Source organism: Rhodococcus sp. T9N (genome assembly GCF_024436645.1).
Classification (GTDB): domain Bacteria; phylum Actinomycetota; class Actinomycetes; order Mycobacteriales; family Mycobacteriaceae; genus Rhodococcus_F; species Rhodococcus_F qingshengii.
Map to the genome: position 1 here is coordinate 101,114 of NZ_JAMSKS010000020.1, position 18,055 is coordinate 119,168.

Annotated in this window: 19 protein-coding genes; 11 read left to right on the top strand and 8 right to left on the bottom strand. The window is 61.9% G+C overall.

Going from position 1 to position 18,055, the window contains the following annotated elements; all coding sequences use genetic code 11:
* Positions 1-51: 51 nt before the first annotated feature.
* On the bottom strand, positions 52-1,983 hold the full coding sequence (locus M1L53_RS26445) for a bifunctional copper resistance protein CopD/cytochrome c oxidase assembly protein (protein ID WP_047270589.1): 1,932 nt from the start codon (positions 1,981-1,983) through the stop codon (positions 52-54).
* A gap of 179 nt (positions 1,984-2,162) precedes the next feature.
* On the opposite strand from M1L53_RS26445, the gene M1L53_RS26450 reads away from it, so the two are divergent.
* The 6 genes from M1L53_RS26450 to M1L53_RS26475 all read left to right on the top strand — a co-directional run bounded on the left by M1L53_RS26450 (position 2,163) and on the right by M1L53_RS26475 (position 7,394).
* Positions 2,163-3,083 (top strand): cation diffusion facilitator family transporter, encoded by a 921-nt coding sequence (locus tag M1L53_RS26450; RefSeq protein ID WP_003944635.1) that lies wholly within the window; start codon positions 2,163-2,165, stop codon positions 3,081-3,083.
* Positions 3,080-3,607, top strand: a complete 528-nt coding sequence (gene lspA / locus M1L53_RS26455; protein ID WP_011331644.1) for a signal peptidase II — start codon at positions 3,080-3,082, stop codon at positions 3,605-3,607. The genes M1L53_RS26450 and lspA overlap by 4 nt, the downstream gene beginning before the upstream one ends.
* 244 nt (positions 3,608-3,851) lie before the next feature.
* Complete coding sequence (locus M1L53_RS26460; protein ID WP_011331645.1) at positions 3,852-4,913, top strand: multicopper oxidase domain-containing protein; 1,062 nt, start codon at positions 3,852-3,854, stop codon at positions 4,911-4,913.
* Positions 4,910-6,172 carry a ZIP family metal transporter gene (locus M1L53_RS26465; RefSeq protein WP_011331646.1) on the top strand — a complete coding sequence of 421 codons (1,263 nt, stop codon included), beginning with the start codon at positions 4,910-4,912 and terminating at the stop codon, positions 6,170-6,172. The genes M1L53_RS26460 and M1L53_RS26465 overlap by 4 nt, the downstream gene beginning before the upstream one ends.
* A complete protein-coding gene (locus tag M1L53_RS26470) occupies positions 6,169-6,588 on the top strand; it encodes a ubiquinol-cytochrome c reductase iron-sulfur subunit (RefSeq protein WP_011331647.1) in 420 nt (139 codons plus the stop codon). The genes M1L53_RS26465 and M1L53_RS26470 overlap by 4 nt, the downstream gene beginning before the upstream one ends.
* Positions 6,589-6,677: 89 nt before the next feature.
* Positions 6,678-7,394: a TIGR02206 family membrane protein gene (locus tag M1L53_RS26475; protein ID WP_003944610.1), complete on the top strand. Its 717-nt coding sequence runs from the start codon at positions 6,678-6,680 to the stop codon at positions 7,392-7,394.
* A gap of 443 nt (positions 7,395-7,837) precedes the next feature.
* Here the strand turns inward: M1L53_RS26475 and M1L53_RS26480 are convergent, their stop codons facing one another.
* The gene (locus M1L53_RS26480) at positions 7,838-8,719 is read right to left on the bottom strand and encodes a metalloregulator ArsR/SmtB family transcription factor (protein WP_037131630.1); all 882 of its coding nucleotides are present in this window, start codon (positions 8,717-8,719) and stop codon (positions 7,838-7,840) included.
* Positions 8,720-8,818: 99 nt separating this feature from the next.
* On the opposite strand from M1L53_RS26480, the gene M1L53_RS26485 reads away from it, so the two are divergent.
* The 3 genes from M1L53_RS26485 to M1L53_RS26495 are packed head-to-tail and all read left to right on the top strand — an operon-like array spanning position 8,819 to position 12,474.
* Positions 8,819-10,171 carry an NAD(P)-binding domain-containing protein gene (locus M1L53_RS26485; protein ID WP_003944612.1) on the top strand — a complete coding sequence of 451 codons (1,353 nt, stop codon included), beginning with the start codon at positions 8,819-8,821 and terminating at the stop codon, positions 10,169-10,171.
* A gap of 10 nt (positions 10,172-10,181) precedes the next feature.
* Positions 10,182-11,417 carry an MFS transporter gene (locus tag M1L53_RS26490; RefSeq protein ID WP_011331649.1) on the top strand — a complete coding sequence of 412 codons (1,236 nt, stop codon included), beginning with the start codon at positions 10,182-10,184 and terminating at the stop codon, positions 11,415-11,417.
* Between the two features lie 16 nt (positions 11,418-11,433).
* Positions 11,434-12,474, top strand: a complete 1,041-nt coding sequence (locus M1L53_RS26495) for an NAD(P)/FAD-dependent oxidoreductase (protein WP_003944645.1) — start codon at positions 11,434-11,436, stop codon at positions 12,472-12,474.
* An 81-nt stretch (positions 12,475-12,555) separates the two neighbouring features.
* On the opposite strand, the gene M1L53_RS26500 is transcribed toward M1L53_RS26495, so the two are convergent.
* The 3 genes from M1L53_RS26500 to M1L53_RS26510 form a co-directional block, all read right to left on the bottom strand.
* Positions 12,556-12,816 (bottom strand): hypothetical protein, encoded by a 261-nt coding sequence (locus M1L53_RS26500; RefSeq protein WP_003944643.1) that lies wholly within the window; start codon positions 12,814-12,816, stop codon positions 12,556-12,558.
* Positions 12,813-13,616, bottom strand: a complete 804-nt coding sequence (locus M1L53_RS26505; RefSeq protein WP_003944658.1) for a hypothetical protein — start codon at positions 13,614-13,616, stop codon at positions 12,813-12,815. Before M1L53_RS26505 ends, M1L53_RS26500 begins: the two co-directional genes overlap by 4 nt.
* A gap of 94 nt (positions 13,617-13,710) precedes the next feature.
* Positions 13,711-14,433, bottom strand: a complete 723-nt coding sequence (locus M1L53_RS26510) for an SOS response-associated peptidase (RefSeq protein ID WP_003944653.1) — start codon at positions 14,431-14,433, stop codon at positions 13,711-13,713.
* A gap of 155 nt (positions 14,434-14,588) precedes the next feature.
* On the opposite strand from M1L53_RS26510, the gene M1L53_RS26515 reads away from it, so the two are divergent.
* Positions 14,589-14,726 (top strand): hypothetical protein, encoded by a 138-nt coding sequence (locus M1L53_RS26515; protein ID WP_003944609.1) that lies wholly within the window; start codon positions 14,589-14,591, stop codon positions 14,724-14,726.
* A gap of 645 nt (positions 14,727-15,371) precedes the next feature.
* On the opposite strand, the gene ligD is transcribed toward M1L53_RS26515, so the two are convergent.
* Positions 15,372-16,346: a non-homologous end-joining DNA ligase gene (gene ligD, locus M1L53_RS26520; RefSeq protein ID WP_054827435.1), complete on the bottom strand. Its 975-nt coding sequence runs from the start codon at positions 16,344-16,346 to the stop codon at positions 15,372-15,374.
* 65 nt (positions 16,347-16,411) lie between these two features.
* Here ligD and M1L53_RS26525 point away from each other — a divergent pair, with 65 nt between their 5' ends.
* On the top strand, positions 16,412-16,576 hold the full coding sequence (locus M1L53_RS26525; RefSeq protein WP_003944625.1) for a hypothetical protein: 165 nt from the start codon (positions 16,412-16,414) through the stop codon (positions 16,574-16,576).
* A 245-nt stretch (positions 16,577-16,821) separates the two neighbouring features.
* Here the strand turns inward: M1L53_RS26525 and M1L53_RS26530 are convergent, their stop codons facing one another.
* Positions 16,822-17,127 carry a hypothetical protein gene (locus M1L53_RS26530; protein ID WP_003944672.1) on the bottom strand — a complete coding sequence of 102 codons (306 nt, stop codon included), beginning with the start codon at positions 17,125-17,127 and terminating at the stop codon, positions 16,822-16,824.
* A 476-nt stretch (positions 17,128-17,603) separates the two neighbouring features.
* Positions 17,604-17,864 carry a WhiB family transcriptional regulator gene (locus M1L53_RS26535; RefSeq protein WP_003944665.1) on the bottom strand — a complete coding sequence of 87 codons (261 nt, stop codon included), beginning with the start codon at positions 17,862-17,864 and terminating at the stop codon, positions 17,604-17,606.
* Positions 17,865-18,055 lie beyond the last annotated feature (191 nt).

Here is an 18,055-nt window from a genome sequence, read left to right on the forward strand (position 1 = left end):
TGACAAAATTCAGAATCTCGACGAGACGCCCCGCTGCAAATGCACCTTCTCCTACTCATCTGCCGCGCGATGACATCTCGGCGAGCAGCACGCGTTGAGGAGAAGCCCTGTCGCGATTGCCAGGGGTATTGCTCCGATCGCGAGTATCAGTCCGGCACCGAACCGTTGATCTCGTGCGAGGTCGTCGAGCCAGCCGCGCTGCAACGATGTGAAGTACTGATCGGCAATCACCGCGTCAGTGGTGATCAGTGCTGCTGCGAGGCCCCCGTAGGCCAAGAACGCCGCAAGGAGCAGGGCCGTCCTGATCGCGGCGCTCGCTCGTCTCGGCAAGGGATCGACGCCGACCATGACCCAGAAGAACATGAAACCGCAGATCAGCAGGATTCCGTTGATCACCAGGTGGGGGACGTGCGAGCCGGCGACAGCGCTGTACATCCCTCCCAGGTAAAGGAGAGGCAGGGCTCCGGCGAAAATCACAGCAATCACATAGGGCTGGGACATGAATCGGAACCAGGAGCCTCTGTACACGCTTTGCGCCCATTCCCTCAGCCCCGGCGCATCTCCGGACGATCGCCGAACGGAGAGCCTGAACAGCGTGAACGGGGCGCCCAGGACCAGACAGAGTGGAGCAAGGACCGCCACGGCGGACGTTGCCGCCATATGCATACTCATCACTGCAGGTGCATACCTACCCACTCCCGATGATGTTGCGACAAGCAACACCAGGCACCCCAGAGCCCAGCTGACCGATCGGAACGTCGACCACTGCACGCCCTGCTGTCGGAGGCGAAAAACGCCGACGACGTAGCACGCAGCCAACACCACGGCGAGAGTTCCGAAAATGAGATCGAATCGCCAGTCGACGAGCAAGCGGCCCGCAGTCGGTACGCCATCGAGCGCATACCCGAGCACCTCCTCGACTCTGCTCGGATCCTGTCGCTCCGTGGGCGCCGGGGGCGGCGTGCGGCCCAGGGCGACGGCGATACCGACGGTTACTGCGAGAACCACCGACTCCACCACTGCCAGACGAATGAAGGTGCGACCGTCGCTAGGATCCTTCGTCAGTTCGGCGATCGCGATTTTCCGTTGGCGCCAACCTGCCAGTCCGGTGAGGACCAAGGCGGCGACTTTGGCAAGAATCAAGACACCGTAGGTGCTACTCCACACCGCGGTGAGCGGCACCCGCACGGCAGCGTTGACCACACCGCTGATCGCTATGACGACGAACGCCATGAGTGCCACGGCCGAGAAGCGGCGCGCGGCGAAGTCGAGATAGCTCCCCTTTCTGCGGGCATGCAACACGAGAGCCGCTATTCCTCCCATCCAAATCGACGCCGCGAGGATATGCAGAACCAAACTGTTCGTGGCGATGTCGTGGGATCCACCCGAAGAGGAGTGACCCGACAATGCCCTGGGGAGCAGGCTGAACAAAGCGAATGCGAGAAGTAACGGTGTCCACGAATATCGCAGGGTCAGACGACACGCAATCGCGAGCACGAGTGCGAGCCCTGCGGTCCATGCCCATGCAGTTGTGACATCGATGTCCGAAATCGCGCGAGCGAACAGCCCTGGATCGGCGAACACGACGGAGAGAGGTTGGCCTGAACTGTCCGAGAGGGTGAGTGGAACGAGCAGCGCCGCGCATACCGCCCAGATAGCGGCGGCGACGCTTGCGGTTCGTAGCGCCAGATATCCGTCGACATCGAGTACACCTGAGGCTTGAGGCGGAACGAGAACGGCAGCCAAAAGTAGACTGCCTACGGTCATCACGGCGGCAACCTCGCCGAACGCCATCACCGCCGGGAGTCCGTAAATCGTCAAGGGCCCCGGATCTGGAAGTCCGAGCAATCGCAGCGCCTCGGAAGTTGATGCGCGCGCCAATGCCGCCGCAGTGATTGCAGCTATGACACCCCATCCCAATACTTTCCGTATGGGTCGTCCGACGACGAGGGTATCGGCGCCGGACGGTTCGGTTTCGATCATTTGCGGGTGGACCTCTCAGCATTGTGGATCTCGCCCGCGCGATCGGCGCTCCGGACCAAAATACTATGACGGATAGTTGCATGGGTGCTTCAGCCAGGGTTTACTGAAACTCTCTCGTTGGCAAATATGCGCATATGAGAATACGACGCTCCAGTCATAGGCGAGAAGGGCATATCGAGATGGGTCACGGCCATGGGCACGGCGTTGCGGAACAAGCTGCGAGTGCATCGGGTAAACATGTCCGCAAATTATGGATAGCCGTCGGGCTCGGTCTGGTCACGTTCGTCACGCAAGTCATCGTGGGGTTGTCCACGTCATCGCTCGCCCTGCTCTCCGACTCCGCACACGTCTTCACCGATGTGTTCGGCATCCTCATGGCATTGACCGCTATCTTGCTTGCGCAAAGAGCGCGATCGCGCCCGGATCGCACGTTCGGTATGTACCGGGCGGAGGTGTTCGCTGCCTTGTTCAATGCCCTACTCCTGTTCGGTGTCGCCGGATGGGTTCTCTACGAAGCTCTCGGTCGACTTTCCGATCCGCCTGAGGTCCCTGGACTCCCGGTGAGCATTGTCGCTGTCGTCGGCCTCGTGATGAACATCGCGGCATTCTTGCTCCTTCGCAGCGGGGCGAAGGAAAGCATCAACGTCCGGGGCGCCTATCTCGAGGTCATGGCTGACATGCTCGGGTCCGTTGGAGTCCTGATCAGCGGATTGGTCACACTGATCTTCGGATGGCGGTACGCGGATCCGGTGATCGGTGTTGCGATCGGCTTGTTCGTCCTACCGCGTGCCTACAATCTCGGCCGCCATGCCCTGCGGATCCTGCTCCAGCACGCCCCCGCCGGCGTGAGCATCACCGAGGTGACGCAAGCCTTGCAGGGGATCCCCGGGGTCAAGGACGCCCACGACCTTCACATCTGGACGCTCACATCGGGCATGGAAGTTGCGTCGGCGCATCTGACGATCGACGAGGAGTCCGATCCGACCAAGGTTCTCGCTGCTGCCCAGGATCTGTTGGCCACCCAGTTCAATCTCGTTCACGCGACCCTGCAGGTAGAACCCGCCGCGGGTGACGGGCGTTGCCAGGAGCTTCCGTGGTGAGTACCAACGAGGTGACCACGAACGACAAATCCCCCCATCGCAAGAAACGAATTCTCTTCGCTACGACGGTGCTCGTTTCGGTCGTCGTCGCCCTGACGATTGAGCCCGTTGCGCGGAAGCACCTGTCCGGGGCCAACGAGATGGATCTGGGCGTCGTCAGTTTGAGGCTGGCTTACAACAGTGGTGTCGCCTTCAGCCTGGGCAATCAGCTGCCGAGTGCCGTCATCATCGCCTTTACCGGCCTCGCCACCATGGGAATCGCCGTATACGCCTGGCGGAGTGTCCCGCAAAGTCGCGGGGTGGCCGTGATCGGTTTCGCTCTGATTGTCGCCGGAGCTGCCTCCAACGTGGTCGACCGAGCCCTCGACGGGAAGGTCACCGACTACTTCCACACCGGCTGGTGGCCCACCTTCAATCTTGCCGATACCTACCTCACCTGTGGATTCATCCTGGTCGCCGTGTCGCTGCTGTTCGAATCCGCGCGCGGGTCCGAACGTGAGATTCAGCGTCCGCAATCCGTGTGACCTGATTCGAGCGAGGAGGGAGCCGGAGCGCTGTCGACAGGGAAGCAGTCCATCTCTGCGAACTTCTGCGGTTCGAGGTGGCGAAACCACGACGCCCCACTCGTCGAAAATTTCCGCGGTCCGCCTGTTTTCGGTCGAATGCGTTCGGATAGTTTGGGGGCTATGAAAATAAAGTTCGGCATGACAAACTTTGAGGTGTGACTCTTTTGACTGCCAGGAATGTCGATGCTTCGGTCGGGTGGCCATGAGCGCACCGTCGCGGCGACAATTGTTGATCGGTGGGGCGCTCGCCGGATCAGCCGGACTCATGATGAACGCAGGAAGAGTTGCGGGCGCATCGCCTACCGAGCATCCCGGAAACACCAACCCGGGTACCGCCGCACCTGACGGAGACGGCGGAGTCCGTCACGGCGGCACGAGCGGTGCGACCTTTCGGGCCGGTCAGCAGGTGAACCACACTGCCAACGGGTTTCATCCCACGGCAATGCTGCGTGACTTCGACTACGGGACGACTTCCGAATTGCCTGACGGTCGAACGCTACGCGAGTGGGAGATCTTCGCAGCCGACGAGGAGATCGAGGTAGCACCCGGAGTCTATTTTCCCGCGTGGACCTTCAACTCCCGCATTCCAGGTCCCGCCTTGAGATGCAGTGAGGGAGACCGGCTCCGGGTGCGGTTCGTCAACGGTTCCGCGCACCCTCACACGATGCACTTTCACGGAATCCATCCCGCTGACATGGACGGAATTCCCGGGGTAGGTCGGGGCATCATCGAGCCGGGCGAATCATTCACTTACGAATTCGATGCAACCCCTTTCGGATTGCATCTCTATCACTGCCACGTCAATCCACTTGCAGAGCACATTGCCCGCGGCATGTACGGCACATTCATCGTCGATCCAGCTCAGGGGCGCCCGGCGGCTGACGAAATGGTGATGGTGATGCACGGCTACAACACCACATTCGACGGGCAAGGAAACCAGCTCTACGCGGTCAACGGCATCCCGTTCCATCACATGCACGAACCGGTACAGGTGAAACGAGGCGAGCTGGTTCGCATCTACCTGGTCAACGTCCTCGAATACGATCCGATCAACAGCTTCCACGTGCACGGGAACTTCTTCGACTACTACCCGACCGGGACTCGGCTCGAGTCCAGCGAATTCACGGACACGATCATCCAGGCCCAAGGTCAGCGCGGAATATGCGAACTGCGCTTTCCCTACCTGGGCAAGTACATGTTCCACGCCCACAAGACCGAATTCGCCGATCTGGGCTGGATGGGATTCTTCGAGGTGACCGAATGACCGGCACCCCAGATCCTCCCTCTCCTACGAGCACTCATGAGAATTCCTTTGACACTGCGGGTTCCGCGCATACAGAGTCCGATCAAACAGGCGCATCTCGCACCGGCCTTTGGCTCCGAGGCGCCGCAGTACTCGCGATCATCGTCATCGCCCTGACTGCGCTGGCAATGCTCGCCGGACAAAGCCTCCCCGAACGCACCGGCCCACCGATCGAGAACATCTCCGTCGAACGAACGGCCCTCGAACCAGGCCGAATCACGTTGACGCTACGCAACACCGGCCCCGACGCGGTGACCGTCGCGCAAGTTGCCGTGAACGACACATTCGTCGATTTGGTAGGCGCTGCAGATCCCATCGGCAGACTCGAGTCCCAGACGATCACCCTCGACTACCCGTGGATCACCGGACAGCCGTACCTCGTCTCGATGCTCACCTCCACAGGGTTGGTCATCGAACACGAAATTCCCGCTGCCGTAGCAACTCCCGTCCCGGGAGTGGCGTTCTTCGGCTTGATGGCTCTATTGGGCACATACGTCGGAGTCATCCCGGTCCTGCTCGGGATGCTCTTGCTACCTGTGATGCGGGGCGCCGGCGTCAGGGCAGTCAGATTCGTGCTGGCCGTCACGGTCGGTCTGCTCGCCTTTTTGATCTTCGACGGCACGAGCGAGGGGTTCAAGCTGGCAGCAGCCTCGAGCGGAGCCTTCGGCGGCGGCACTCTCGTCGTTCTCGGCGCGGCGATCGCCTTCCTGACGCTCACGTGCATCGACCGCTACCTACGCGGAAGACGCCCAGCCGGTACGACAGGTGCATCCGAACTCAGACTGGCACTGATGATTTCCATCGGCATCGGATTGCACAATCTCGGAGAAGGCCTCGCGATCGGATCCGCGTATGCGGTAGGTGAGCTTGCGCTCGGCGCGTTCCTCGTTATCGGATTCACCCTGCACAACACAACAGAGGGACTCGCGATCATCGCACCGTTGGCTCGGCGACGTACCCCCCTGTTGACCTTGTTGGGGTTGGGATTGATCGCGGGTGCGCCGGCAATTCTCGGTGCTGTTATCGGGGCGGGCGTCGACAACCGTGAAGTATCTGCGTTGCTGCTCGGAGTCGGGGTCGGCGCAATCATCCAGGTCGTCATCCAAATTGCACCGTCCTTGCGCACACAAGGCCGCTCGGATCTGGATCCGATGGTTCTCGTCGGCGTCGGTGTCGGAATACTCCTGATGTTTCTCACTGGTTTGGTGGTCCCCGCATGAGCACGATCGATCCATCCGACATCAAGGTCGGGCGCAGAACGGTCCTCCTCACAGCCTGCGCGACAACTTGTCTCGCCGTTGCCGGATGTAGCACCCAGAACAACAGCAATGCACCCGGCGTAACCCTGGGCAGTGCCGAGGTTCCGATATCAGCGGTTCCTGTCGGCGGCGGAGTCATTCTGGCGGACGAGCAAGTCGTGATCACCCAGCCGCAGGAAGGCGTGTTCCAAGCCTTCTCTGCGGTATGTACCCACCAGGGATGCGTAGTCTCCGAGGTCAGCGATGGAACGATCAACTGCCCATGTCATGGCAGCCGATACTCCATCGTCGATGGCTCGGTCGTGCAACGACCTGCTCAGAAGCCACTGCACAGCTACGCCCTTTCTCGCACCGCGGACACGATCATCGTCAACTAAGCCGGAGAACGGCACTTCCGAACTGGGACAGCTATCTGCGAAGGTTGTTATGGAACAGTGCGTTCGGCGGCGCTGAGGAAGTGAGAGATGTGTATTCTGCACAACCCGAGTTCTCGGCGTACGGCCCATCGCATTGGGCAGCCATCGCTCTGTTTGTCGCGGGTTCGGTGTTTCTGATCTGGGCGGGACGTAGACAGACCGAAGCGCAAGCTCGCCACCTCAGCCGCGCCCTCGGCGGAATACTGGCGGTGATATACGGCTCGGCGGTGCTCTACTCGCTGTCCTCACCCACGCTAGGAGGATCCGTACCCTTACAACTCACCGATCTCGCGACAGTGTCCGCGATCTACGCATTGTGGTCGCACCGACATTGGCCGTTCGCCCTCACCTACTACTGGGGGCTTGTATTGAGTACGCAGGCGTTGATTTCACCGGCTCTGGCCGGGCCCGACTTCCCCGGTTACGAGTTTCTTGCCTTCTGGGCGATTCACCTGTTTGTCGTCTGGGCCGCGATCTATCTCACGTGGGGCCGGAGAATGCGACCTACATGGCGCAGCTACCGCTTCGCGGTACTGGTCACGCTGACATGGGCGATAGTCACTTTCATCTTCAATCGCATCGCCGATACCAATTACGGCTTTCTCAACGCCAAACCTTCCACCGCATCGCTGCTGGACCTGATGGGTCCGTGGCCGGTGTATCTGTTTTCTGGGATGACAATCGTATTCATCATCTGGGCTCTGATGACGTGGCCGTGGGAGAGAGACGGAATTCTCGACAAGGACGCCGCGCAACCCGTGGTCTAGCCGTCCTCGCTCGACCTCCGCACCCCTGGCATGGACCGACCGCTTTTCAGCAACAATCTGCACAGTCCTGCCCAATCGAGCTACCGGGCAGCCGAGTGACAGGCAAGCGAGAGCAGCAGATGTGATACTCAACCGGCATGTAGATGCAGGCGGCGTTGCACACTCCGATCGGCGACTCGCGAAGACTTTCAGTTTCACCCGCTCCAGTTCGTCTGCACGTACATCCCCGACGGTGACCGCTCTGCTGTGAAGCCGCTGATCCCGAGCCCTCAAGAACTCACTGCAGGAGGACGTGACACCAGCCCACGAATAATTTGCCAGTTACAGCGGGAATCACGTCTCAGCAGATTCACTCTGCACTCGAGCTAAGGGGTTGCTTCGAGTTGCTGATCACATATGGCGGATCGATTGCCGAAAAATGCTTCGATTGGCGGTTCAGAAAATCAGGAATCCGCTGCCGTTCGGCGTTCGAGCAGGACTGTGTCGCGCCAGATCCCGTCGAGTTGGGCGATCTTCTCGCGGATCCCGATGGTGCGGAACCCTGCCGAGTGATGCAGGGAGACGGAGGCGCGATTTTCAGGGAAGATCGACGTCTGCAGGGTCCAGAGCCCATCCGCGTCCGCTGCCATGACTTGCTTGCGTAGCAACGCTTTTCCGACACCTCGCCCGCGCATCCCGTCGGCGACATAGACGGAATTTTCGGCGACTCCGCGGTAGCAGTCCCGCCCGGAGGTCGAACTCAGGGCAGCCCAGCCGACGACGACATCGTCGATGGTGGCGACCCAGCGATGATTCGGCAGCCACTGCGCATCGAGATACTCCCGGCTGGGGACTTCGGTGGTGAAAGTGGCGTTGCGCGTGGCGATCCCTTCGCCGTAGATCCGCAGAACGGCGTCCCAGTCGTCATCGGACATGACCCGGACGGCGACATCGTCAGGAAGATCGCTCGGGCAGCACGGCCGCGGCGCGAGAACTCCCATCACGATGTCGGCGGCCTGCGGCAACGCGACGCAGCACGTCGGATTCATCGCGACAACGGTGCTGGTCCCCTCTTTGCGCAGGCTGACGAATCCCACATCGGCGAGCTTACGTACATGGTGGGAGACCGTGGGCTGCCCGATCCCCAACGCCTCGGCGAGAGCCCCGATCGTGATGCCGCCAGCAGCGCTCGCGACGCGGTGCAGCAGCCGCACCCGCATCGGTTCGGCCAGGCACGCGAACCACTGCGCGTAGGTGTCGGCGTCAGCTTGCTCGAGCACATTCGAGTCGACCGCACCTGGGTCCGAATCGCCGACGCGCACCGTCGGGGTCTGCAGCGATGTCATGCACACACTATATCGACCTTCGTCGATGGTTGCATTCATCGACTGATATCGATACAGTTCGAATTAAAGATCGATCATTGTCGATGAAAGGAATTTGTGATGACCGAACTACCCGTTGTCGTGATCGGAGCTGGACCGATCGGCCTCGCCGCCGCCGCGCAACTGCGCGAACGAGGACTCACGCCGCTGGTGCTTGAGCGAGGCGCCGTCGCCGGTACGGCGATCGCCGAATGGAATCACGTCCGGCTCTTCTCCCGCTGGTCCGAACTCGTCGATCCCGCCGCGCAGTGTCTGCTCGAGCAGAACGGGTGGAGCGCTCCCGACGTAGATGCGTACCCGACCGGACAGCAGTGGCGTCAGCTCTACCTCGAACCCCTCGCCGCCGCCCTCGGTGATGCGGTGCAGTTCGACACCGAGGTGATCGGCGTCGCCCGACGTGGCCGCGACCTGGTCGTCGACGCCGGCCGCGATACCGAACCTCTCTCCATCCACCTGCGCCGCGCCGACGGCAGCGAGGACCGCGTCTTCGCCCAGGCCGTCGTCGATGCTTCCGGCACCTGGGGCACCCCGAACCCGCTCGGCGGGGAAGGACTGCCCGCCCTCGGCGAGAGGGCTGCCGCTGCCGCGATCACCTACCGTGTGCCCGACCTCGACGACGAGGCGATCCGTGCCCAGTTCGCCGGGAAACACACCGTCATCGCAGGCAGCGGCCATTCCGCACTGACTGCCATCGTCGCGCTAGCCGGACTCGAAAAGCAAGCCCCCGGTACGCGCATCACGTGGGCTGTTCGCCGCGGGGCTATCGGTTCCGCGTTCGGCGGCGGTGAGTCGGACGAGCTGCCCGCTCGCGGCGCACTCGGACTCCGCGCGAAGAAGGCTGTCGACGACGGACTTCTCACCGTGGTCACCGGTTTCCGCACCGCCGCCGTCGAATCCGCCGACAATGGTCAGCTCGCACTGGTCTCCGATGCCGGCACCCGGATCGAGAACGTCGACAACGTCGTCACCTTGACCGGATTCCGCCCCGACTTGTCGTGGCTGTCGGAAATCCGACTCGGCCTCGACCCCGTGCTGCAGGCCCCGACACAGTTGGCGCCTCTGATCGACCCGAACGTCCACTCCTGCGGCACGGTCTATCCGCACGGCGCGAAAGAACTTCGCCATCCCGAACCGGGTATGTACCTGGCGGGGATGAAGAGCTACGGCCGCGCGCCGACGTTCCTGGCGATGACCGGGTACGAGCAGGTACGCAGCATCGCCGCCGAACTCGCCGGCGATCACGAGGCCGCCGCCCGGGTGGAGTTGATCCTCCCGGAAACCGGAGTCTGCGGCGGCGCTGGTGTTTTCGACGAACCCGATACCGCGGAATCCGAGGGTGGCTGCTGCGCCGCACCTGCTCCGGAGCTGATCTCGCTGTCCAGTCCCTCCGGCAGTTCCAACTCCTGCGGATAGGGCACAGCCGATGACGACCATCGAAGATCCGCCTCGCCCCGTCAGCCTCGATCCGTCGGGGCTGCGGCGGGTCCTGGTGGCGCTGTGTCTGACCGAAATCACCAGCTGGGGGATTCTGTACTACGCGTTTCCCGTTCTGTCGGTAGCCATTTCCCGCGATACCGGATGGTCGAGCGCTGTGATCGTGGCGGCGTTCTCGGTCAGCCAACTCGCCGCCGCCGCCGTCGGCATACCGGTGGGACGGATCCTCGATCGCCACGGGCCCCGCTGGGTCATGACCACAGGATCTGTACTCGCTGTACCCGCACTGGTGGTCATCGCGACAGCTCACACCCTCCCACTGTTTTTCGCGGGTTGGGTGTTCGCCGGAATCGCGATGGGCGCGGTGCTGTATCCACCGGCATTCGCCGCACTGACTCGCTGGTACGGCGACAACTACGTCAAAGCACTGATGATTCTCACCCTCGCCGCGGGTCTGGCCAGTACCGTCTTCGCGCCGCTGTCTGTCGCTCTGGCCGATCGATTCGATTGGCGCACAACCTACCTGATCCTCGCGGTCATACTGGCTGTGATCACCATCCCCGGACATATCTGGGGTTTGCGTGGCGGATGGCCCAACCCCGACCGGCTACCCCATGCGCAGCCCGGCGACTATCACCGCACCTCCCGCAGCATCCCATTTCTTGCTCTGCTCGTCGCCCTCGCTGCAGCTGCCTTCGCCGCATCCGCCGGCGTCTTCAACCTCGTACCGCTGCTGATCGAACGCGGTTTCAGTCCCAGCCTCGCCGCACTCACTCTCGGATTGGGCGGCGCCGGTCAGGTCATCGGCCGCATCTTCTACCTACCGCTCGCAGCGAAAACCAGTGTCCGCGTACGCACGGTATCGGTCATCGTCGTTGCCGCCCTGAGCACCGCGTGGTTAGGTCTGGCGAGCTCGGCGGCGGCGTTGATCGGCATCGCCGTCGGCGCCGGACTGGTCCGCGGCATCTTCACGTTGATACAGGCCACCGCCATCACCGACCGCTGGGGCGGTGAACACTACGGGCGCCTCAACGGGCTGATGTCCGCGCCGATCGTCATCGTCATGGCCTTGGCGCCGTGGGCCGGCGCCGTGCTTTCCACCTGGACCGGTACTTACGCCCACGCCTACCTCGTCCTTGGAGCGATCGCCCTGGTCGGCGCGGTGATCAGCGCAGCAACCATCCCCGCCCTCCGCACCATCACAACGATTCCGATCACTTCCTGACCGAAAGAGAACTCTCATGACGCACTACGACGCGATCGTCGTCGGGGGCGGTCAGTCCGGCTTGGCCGCAGCGCATCATCTGCGCCGCCAGCGGCTCGACACCGCAATCGTCGAAGCTGGTAGCGAACCTGTCGGATCCTGGCCGCAGTACTACGACAGCCTCACTTTGTTTTCACCAGCAAAGTACAGCTCCCTCCCCGGTTTACCGTTCGGCGGCGACGGTGACCGCTATCCCGGCCGCGACGAAGTCGTCGACTATCTCCGGCGTTACGCGAAGACTCTCGATGTGGATTTCCACGTCAACGAGCGAGCCGACACGGTCACCACCAGCGAGGGCCAGTTCACCGTCCGGACCGACAGCGGATCCATCTTCACTGCCCCTCGAATCATTGCCGCCACAGGAGGATTCGGCACTCCCCACATTCCCGCACTGAAGGGGCTCGATGCCTTCACCGGGACTGTTGTGCACGCCGCCGACTACCGCGAACCCACCACCTACACGGGGCAGAACGTCATCGTCGTCGGAGCCGGGAACTCGGCAGTACAGATCGCTGCCGAGCTCGCCGAAACAGCCGATGTGATCCTGGCCAGCCGAAAACCCGTGACATTCGCGCCGCAACGCCCTCTACGTCGCGACATGCATTTCTGGTTCAAGTACACCGGAATCGACACCCTCCCGATCGGGCATCTCCTCTCGCGGCCACCGACGTCGCCGGTGTTCGACACCGGCCGCTACCGCGCCGCGCTCACCGCCGACGCACCGCAACGCCGCGCCATGTTCACCAAACTCGAAGGAAACCAAGCCTTCTGGCCCGGCGGCACCACAACAACCGTCGACGCGGTCATCCTCGCCACCGGATACACCCCCAACCTGGACTACCTCACAGAACTAGGGGCACTCACCGACACCGGCCGTCCCCGCCACAAGAAAGGTCTGTCCACCACCCACCCCGGGCTCGGGTACGTGGGACTGGAATGGCAACGAAGCCTCTCGTCCGCGTCCCTACGTGGGGTGGGCCGCGATGCACACCATGTCGTCCGGACTCTCGGAGTCTGAAACCGACGTGATGGCATCGTCTACCGAAAGTCTCGTCTCCTCAAAGCTTCACCCACCCACATTTGCAGATGTGGTCAATGGTCAACCGCAAAGTCTGTCTACAAGCCAACCATTGGCCATCGTGCATTTTCCCGCCCAGTACCTCAAAATTCCGTCCAGGTATCCGGACATGTACAGCGCGGACGTTTTCACCCGCATGCTCACGTGATCGGCGCGTGATGCTCCCCCACGCCCGAGCGGGAGCGCGCGGCCGATGTCGACTTTCACTGCCCTCGGCTCGTCGAATGTCCTGATCACGGGGTGATCGGGCCAGCGTTCGGTCCAGTGGTCAGTGTTGATCACTGTGCAGCCCTCAATGGCGGTGTCGATGCGAGGGCGGTGTCGTCGACGGTCGCCCAGCGGAGCTGTCCGCTCTCGTCCCGGATCTCCAGGCTGCCGGTGCGTTGTTGAAATCCTTTGCCGACGGCCGCGACGTCGAGCCGAACCCCTGTCACACGCCCTCTCCCCGCCGTGAGTCCTGTGTATCCGGCCACCCGCGACGAGATCCGCAGATCCGGACCGTCCCATTGCCCTTCAGTGACAATCAACAGCGATCCCTTACTCCTCGCACGCGCGGCCACAGCCCTTCCGCGAGAGGGCGTTACAGCGCCACCAGAGAGGCCCAGGACAACCACGTCGAAACCCTCCAACAGAATTGCGGCGCAGTCGATTCCAGCATCCTTGGGCTGCGGCACGAGCGCGACCTTCGCCAAGTCGCCCCCTTGCTCGTGGAAGGCGAGAAGTCCGAGACCGGGCATTCCGATCACCGCCACGTGCCCACCGGCAGCGGTGACGGTGGCGAGTAGGCCGATCAGGACCGAGGCTGCGCCGTCGACACTGACGACGGTCCCTCGTGCCAACCCCCCGCGTGGGAGCAGATCACCGATCGGCTCCGGAACGGGAAGCATCCGGAGAGTCGATTGCGCGGTGGCCACGATCGGAGTTGGCTCACGCTCGCCTACGGGTTTGAGCATCACCGACGGAGTAGCTGGTTCGGTGCCGTCCGCGCGGGCAGGGATCGAGGCCATCTTGCGGCGTAGCTGTTCGAGCTTTTCCGCCTTGGTCAGCACTGTTGTTGCTGACGAGTGGGGCTTTTGGTTCATCGTCGCCCCGCTTTCCTGGATCCGCACGCACTTCCCGCCCACCAGGATACTCGAACACAGGTTCGATAAAAACAGAGTCGGGAGCGGTTGGGTTTTACGCCGGTCCAGCGATCGGCTCCAGCAAACTCGGATCGTTATTCCTCGGAGAGTTCACCGCGGTCGAGACTTCGTACGGTTCGAGGTGCGACTCCGGAACGGAGTTGATCATGGCCTGGACTTCACCTTTGTCGGTGAGATTCGGATCGAGCCAGTGTTCCCAGAACGATTCAGGCAGAATCAGCGGGGACCTGTCGTGTATGTGTCCCAAGGAATCTGAGGCTGGCCGAGTCAAGACTGTGCAGGTCCATACCCACTTGTTCGGATCATCTTCGGGCAGTTCAGGATCGGGCCACAACTCGTAGAGCCCGGCCATCGCGAGAATGTCGTCCTCGCCGTGAAGAAAATAGGGAACCTTCGACCCTGCTTCACTTTTCATCCACTCGTAGTATCCCGTGGCCGGGATGATGGCACGCCTTTTGGAAGCACTACTTCTGAATGAGGGCTTCTCCGTGACGCTTTCACTGCGGGCGTTGATCAGCTTGGACGCCATCTTCCGGTCTTTTGACCAAGCAGGGAGCAAGCCCCATTTGACCGTCCTGAGCTGGCGCTGGGGCTCGGCGCCGGGTTCCTCGCGTGGGGTTCGTTCGAGGATCACGCGGACGGGCTGAGTGGGTGCGACGTTGTACGACGGGGGCAGTTCGTCGCCGACAGTCTGCATCGTGTCGAAAAACGACTGCAATTCCTTACCTGAGCTTCGGTTGGCGTAGCGCCCGCACATGGCCTGACCTCCTCGTAGTCGGTTCCTATCCCATTGAACAGCGTGGGTCCTACTTCCACGCTCGCATGGCGTGTGATGATCTCAGCAAATACATCACAAGCAGGGAAAGGGGTTGTGCGATCAACGGTCCCCGGCCGGCACCTGCCGATGTCGCGTTGGCGGTCGCGTCCGCCACAGTCCTCGGTGTCACGGTCGGGGTTCTCCTTGCCGAAGTGGTGGCCGGCGTTGTGGTCGGAGCCGGCACCGCGGTTGTCTTCCGTTTCGTACTGCGCTCGATCATCACCCGAAAATGACCTTCTTTGCTGGTCAGCAGCGCGGAATAAGTTCGCGCATCGTCTCGTTGTAGAGGCTGTCGGTGTTCGGTTCTTTGCCCCGGGTACCACCCCAGAAATGCCGCTTCGAGCGGCCACTTGCCGAGAGGCGCAAGACGGGCACCGACCCTGTGAAGCCGCTGGACACCCTTTTCGGGGCCGGCGGCTTCGTCATATCCGGTGGCGATCAGTGGCGGCCGGGGAGGTCGACTGGCGGATGTGCAGTATTCGAAAGGTGCTGTATTCCGGCCGACGATGGAGACTAAATCATGCGCCAACGCAGTGAGGACCGAACTTCAGTCGACAAAGCCAACAGGGCGCTTCGGTGGCTACTGCTGGGATGGAGCGTGGGCAATGTTGCTGTGTGGTGGATCCACCTCGCCCGACGCAGCAGTCGTGAAGTCCAGGTTTCGCTGATAAAGCCCAGGACCCTTCGGTGAACGCACCTGGATTGATATGGGAGGCTTCCTCGCGTATTGCTCGCTGGCATCCCTCCTGGCCATTCTGGTTTGGTACATCCTGGCTCGTAGATGATCCCGTCGTTTACTTAGGCTGCGGAAACGGGCTCCAATACAACCACCAAATTGTCCATCAGCGAATCTTTCTGATTTGCACTGTTGCAGTGACTCAGTGACGACCCGGTACGTTGACCTCATCGGCGGTCTTGTCGTTGCGCAGCCCTCGAAAGGATGGGTGCCGAAGGCTGCCACCGGTGTACTCGCGGTATTCCACGTCGCAGACAAGGATCGGCCTCGACCAGGATGCATTGCGGGTGACCGCTCGCGGCGGCTCGATAGTGAACGGGCTGATCGGCTGATGGAGTTCGACGAGCTTGTCTCGTAGTTCGCGCCGCTGTCGATCGGTCAGACCCGTACCAACGTTTCCGATATATCTGAGGACCCTTGAATCGTCGTGAGCGCCGAGGATCAACGATCCGACTCCTCCTGCCGCACCTCCCGAGCCGGGGAGGAAGCCGCACACTACGGCCTCACAATTAGCTCTCAGAGGCGTTTTGATCCAGTCGCGAGATCGCTTGCCGGACTGATAGATCGAGGAGATGTTCTTGGCCACGATACCTTCCAGATGGTGTTTGCGCGCCACCTCGAGCATGGTCGGTCCGTCGACGTTGAGCCAGTGCGGTGGGACTTTGATGCGCGGGTGTTCGAGACTGAGATTGGCGAGCGCCTCGCGGCGCTCGAGATAGGGCAGATCGCTGGTTGATGTGCCGTCGATGTCGAGGACGTCGAACACGTAATACGAGGTCACGGCCTCGTTGCGGAGCTGTGCGGTGGGTCTGAGCACGTGCATCCGGCGTTGCAACAGGGAGAAGGACGGCACACCGTCCGGTCCGAGGGCGACGATTTCCCCGTCGAGGACGGTTTCTCGGTGTTCGAGCACCGAGCGGAGTGCATCGACGATCTCGGGGAATGATGCGCTGATGTTGTTACCGTTGCGCGACCAGAGCATCGGATGCACGGAACCTGTTGTTGCTATTGCTCTTTGGCCATCCCATTTCGATTCGAAGGCCCAGCGCTCCCCTGTCGGGGGCTGCCCGAGAGTGGCGAGCATCGGCGGCACTGGCTTTCCGGCGGTGGCGCTCATACCGTCCACTGTGCGCTGGTTTGTACTGGTTTCGGCCGGTTTTCGGAGGTTGAGACAATAGTGAAATGAGCGAGACTGCAGAACCGGATCAGACTCAGGGGTGGAGCCCGGCCCCGGACGAGGGCCAGGCCGGCACGGTGATGACGAAGGACGGTCAGTGGGCGTACCGCTACAAGGACGGTGCGGAGCTGATCATGATGAAGATGCCGGAGCGTCCAGCCTCCACGTAGGCGTGTGCAGTGGGCCCGCACCGGCCCCCTTGCCTTGCACAGGCTGGGTAGCGGGCCGCCGTTGTCTTGGACCGGCTCCGGTGACCACCTCGGTTTCGGCGAGGCGGCGAGCCTGCGGTAGATCAACACCACTTGTCTCAGCGGGTTGGCCAGTCGCTACCGCTCTCCCATAGCGGGACTTATGTCTCCACTCTGCGTGCGATCGTTCTGATTTCGCGCGGTTTGCGGGAGAGACCGCTCGACATTTACTGAGCCCTCCGATCATCAGCCGTACTTTCACGTAGCTCCATACGCAGGCACCGAGTCAGCCGATCTTCTCGTCCCGGCCGCTCAGGGTCTATCCCGTGATTGTTGTCGAGCAGATACGCGTTGGGCTCGACGACTCGGCAGGCCGGACACTGCCATCCGCTCAGTACTGCGCCCTTCTGTATCCCGCCTGCGCAATCCCACGGTGCAGTCCACATCGCCGGGATCATGCGCTCTGTCCACTCGCGAACAGCAACAACATCGCCCAGTTCAATGTCGAAAAGCGTGAGCTGCGAGTCGTTCATCGCATTTCCTGGATCAACTCTGCTCCAGGCCCGAGCACTTCGTCTTCGTCAGTCGCATCCTTAGCCCCTCGAAGGGCAACCATGAGGCCGGCAACGCCCAACAGGCATGTCATCGAGGCTCCTGCCATGAACAGAAGATCACCCACGCGAGGGACCGATTTCGCTTGCTGGCCGGATCCACGAAATCCGCGCCTCATGCTCGTCTGCGTGCAACGGAACAGAACCCGGATCATCTGGGTGAACGCCCGCCCACGCTGATTGTTCTGACACAAGATCCGCCACCGTCGCCCACGTTTCCGAGGTACAAGGCGGGTTCACAACAGCCGCTTTGGCGAGTGCTCGGCGGGTAGCTCCACTGAGGCGGAGGAGCTCTGTGCCGCAAATCCCTCGATCCCAGATGTACCGAGCGAGTTTGATGGAATCGGCATATTTCGCGGCCTCCGCGTACGAGGTATGGGTGAAGTCCACGTGGGTGGTCACGGCTGCACCCGCGGGTAGCGACGGCGCCGCTCCGAGGCGGTCAACCCACCCCAGACACCGAAACGCTCGTCGTTCGCCAATGCGAATGCCAAGCAGTCGACACGAACCTCGCATCCTGCGCAGACCCGTTTCGCCGGCCGGACAGCTTCTCCGGGTTCCGGAAAGAATGCTTCGGGATCAGTACGTTGGCACACAGCTCGCTCCTGCCAATCGACATTCCCAGCGATATCGCCTGGGTGAATCTCGGTGATGGTCATCGAAACCACATCTCCTCTACACATCGGCCTCTCGGATTGATGGGCGAACGGTAGCGAGGGACCTGGACTGCGTGAACCGGAGCGGACGGCCGGCCACCCTTTTCGACTTTCACATCGTGGACGCGAAGCGGCGTCCTACCAGATCAGTACACTTCTGTGTACTGCAAAACGACCGGTAGATTTCTAAGCGT